This is a genomic window from Massilia horti (assembly GCF_004614195.1).
GTDB classification, from domain to species: Bacteria; Pseudomonadota; Gammaproteobacteria; order Burkholderiales; family Burkholderiaceae_D; genus Telluria; species Telluria horti.
On sequence record NZ_SPUM01000004.1, the window covers coordinates 1 to 2,811 of the forward strand.

The window sequence follows — 2,811 nt, forward strand, 5'->3', positions numbered from 1 at the left end:
CCCTTGTTCACCACCTGGCCGTCGTGCACCAGCACTTGCTTGTCCTTGGTGATCATGAACTCGTGATTGTTGCCGTCCATGTCAGTGATCTCTAGCGGAACATTTTCCAAACTAATTTACATTGACCGATTCCCCATTGTTCGCCAATGCAGTGGTGCCGGTCTTTGAGGAACTCTCACGCCTCTTTGGATAATCTTTCCACATTTCGACGTACTCCGACACGCTAACAATGTCTGCATAGAAGACATCAGCACTGTCGCCAATATGAACCATTGGTGTAATCACTATCGGTCCGTCGCTCGGCGAATTGTAGGACAGCAGATGGCTTGGGTAGCAGTTGACACTAATTTTGTGTCCACTGTAATTTTCGAAGATTTCTACCCGACGATTATATGCGTCAATTTTGGTCTCAACTCGATAATAGTCGACCGGGCAAAGGCCAGCAAGTACCAAATTCTTGAGGGCTTTAGATACTGAATCGCAGCATCGTTCAATGTCTTCCTTTGAAGGGAAATCTTCACGCCTATGTTCAAGTTTGTTACGCACCTCACAAATTTTCCCTTGCCTCAACAAGGACGAAGCCTGTTGCAGCAAATTCGTACAGGCAGCAATATCTGCATCGCTGACGTCATACAAAAATAGTGTATGAATAAACGGGAATATTTCCAAGGGATTTTTTCCCGCATACCCCGGTTCGTCACCGACTTTCCGGAGAAATTTCTTTGAATTCTTCTTTCGGAGCGCTCGAACATGATTGCCGAGAACATCAAGCCCTTCGATAAGTGGAAATAATGTATTCTTACCGTCCTTCCTCAGATCAAGTCGATCTCCAGAGCCAATCTTCTTACCTGAAAGATGTCGCGCCGCAATGATACGGCCTTCTGTGATGCTAAAGCGAAATCGCGTGCTGCCAAAGTGATCGCTCAGGAATAGCCAGCTTGAATAGGACAGCGTCAAATCGAGGAGCTCTTCGAGCGAAACAAAGAGGTTTACGGCAGCGCTCCTTGTGCGCTCTCTCTCTGCCTCAGATGAATTCGTTATTTCTCGTGAAGAATGTAGCAAGGCATCCAGCCTTGCCTCGAACGTTCGAAGGGCAGTAGCGTGCGCGGCGACCGAAAACCCTAGTTTCCATAATATCTTATTAATGAGGACTGCCTCGTCTTCAGCGCAGTTAATATCCGGAGAAAAACCAAATTTGAGGTATTCCAGACACTGAGCCAAGCCCTTGTCGTGTATTGATATTAGATCGCGGATTACCTGTCTGGGATCACTACTGTTGATATGCTGATCCAGTTTTTGTAACACAGTAGCTCCCTGGCTAAATCGGAGGAGGTGCGTTAAAGTGGACTCAGGAATTTTTCGATCAGAATAAAAGTCCAAAATCATCTTTCGCAAACGAGCCATTGCCAAAGTGATATCAGGGAAGCTATTAGAAAGCTGTCTGAATCCGAACTGACTTATTTCCGAATACATTCCCAACCAACCAGCAGGTCCTCGCCCTCCCAACCGTGGCCATCTAGTCTCTGATGCTGGAATATGGATCAGTCTTTCATGGATGATCTTCTCCAGCGCATCAATGATAATTTTGTCCTCCAAGGTAAGTACGATCTGAAGGCATTGTTCGCGGGTGAATTTGCTAGCAATAACGGAGGCAGTATTCTTGAAAAGTGCCTCAGTCGGGCCACGCATTTTAATATGGCAACGCATCGTCGCTGAATGCTCAACTAAAAGTTGGGCACATAACGTCTTCAGTTCGACGGGACTCAGACAACTGGTCAGCACAGCCGCAATATCATTTACGTTTCCGTTATTGTAGTAATTATATTGGTGCGGGAAGGTTTCCCTAAACTTCATTGACCAGTCAACTCTCTCACCTAACAACTCAACAGCTGCATCATTTATCTCGTCAGCTAGCCGCTGTTCCGGGATTCGAGAGAGGGTGAGTTCAACCTTATGCAGCTGTTCGCAACCAGTGTCACTACAATGCCACAGTGGGATCTTTTTCGCTGGAAAGATCGGCCGATAAGTTTTACTGCTGTCGATTATCCCGAACGGTCCCACGATCAAGGAGCCGATCTGTGCAACGCCCTGTGGGCTTTTTTGGAGCAAGTCGGCAGTCTCCTGTAAACTCAAAACGTCTTTTTCGTCCGTGAACAGTCTGTAGTAGTTATCGTAAAGATCCCGACCAAACATCCAAGGAAGCCGCAACGATCCTTCAAAAAACATTTTGTCAAAAAGCTCGATAAGTGCGCCAACATCTGTTTGTTCAACGTCGACCCAAAATTCCTTATGATAGAGATCTAGTAGAAATCCGAAGTACAGACCATTTTCAGACTCCTCAGGCAATCGGGCTTTCATTGCTTCTAAAAGTAACAAACCCGCATCCGAAAGGACGATGAGTTCTTTAATGGCGCTCGGAGTTCGATACTTATCTGTTACGCCAGCCGCTCGGAGTAAGTAGATCAATGACAGCAGTTTTGCCTTCTTAGGTTCCATGACGTTTTATCCCGTGTAATGGCCAATCTTGACCTGTTTTTCAGCCAAGATACCACAGATAAGCCCCATAAAGGCACTAGAAGTAACGTTTGCACTCTCAATTACTTTGGACGATCGAATAGAGGCGGGGATATCCGCGCCGCCCTCTCACGCCCGCCGTATGTGCGGTTCCGCAAATGACCGTTCATTCTATAAACCCCAAGTGCTGCCGGACGGTAGAGGACTTCACCCCAAAGTAGGTGCGTCCGACCGGGCGCCACAATCGGCATAGGGGCGGTCAGCGTGCTGACCGATCCCCTGCCACACCACCCGGCA

General features: G+C 47.3%; 1 protein-coding gene. It reads right to left on the reverse strand.

Going from position 1 to position 2,811, the window contains the following annotated elements; genetic code table 11:
* Positions 1 to 111 precede the first annotated feature (111 nt).
* Positions 112 to 2,496 carry a hypothetical protein gene (locus tag E4O92_RS00700; RefSeq protein WP_135187825.1) on the reverse strand — a complete coding sequence of 795 codons (2,385 nt, stop codon included), beginning with the start codon at positions 2,494 to 2,496 and terminating at the stop codon, positions 112 to 114.
* Positions 2,497 to 2,811: the final 315 nt, after the last annotated feature.

Excerpts from the sequence above, each read along its gene's own strand:
- E4O92_RS00700 (WP_135187825.1), bottom strand. The coding sequence starts at position 2,496 with ATGGAACCTAAGAAGGCAAAACTGCTGTCATTGATCTACTTACTCCGA.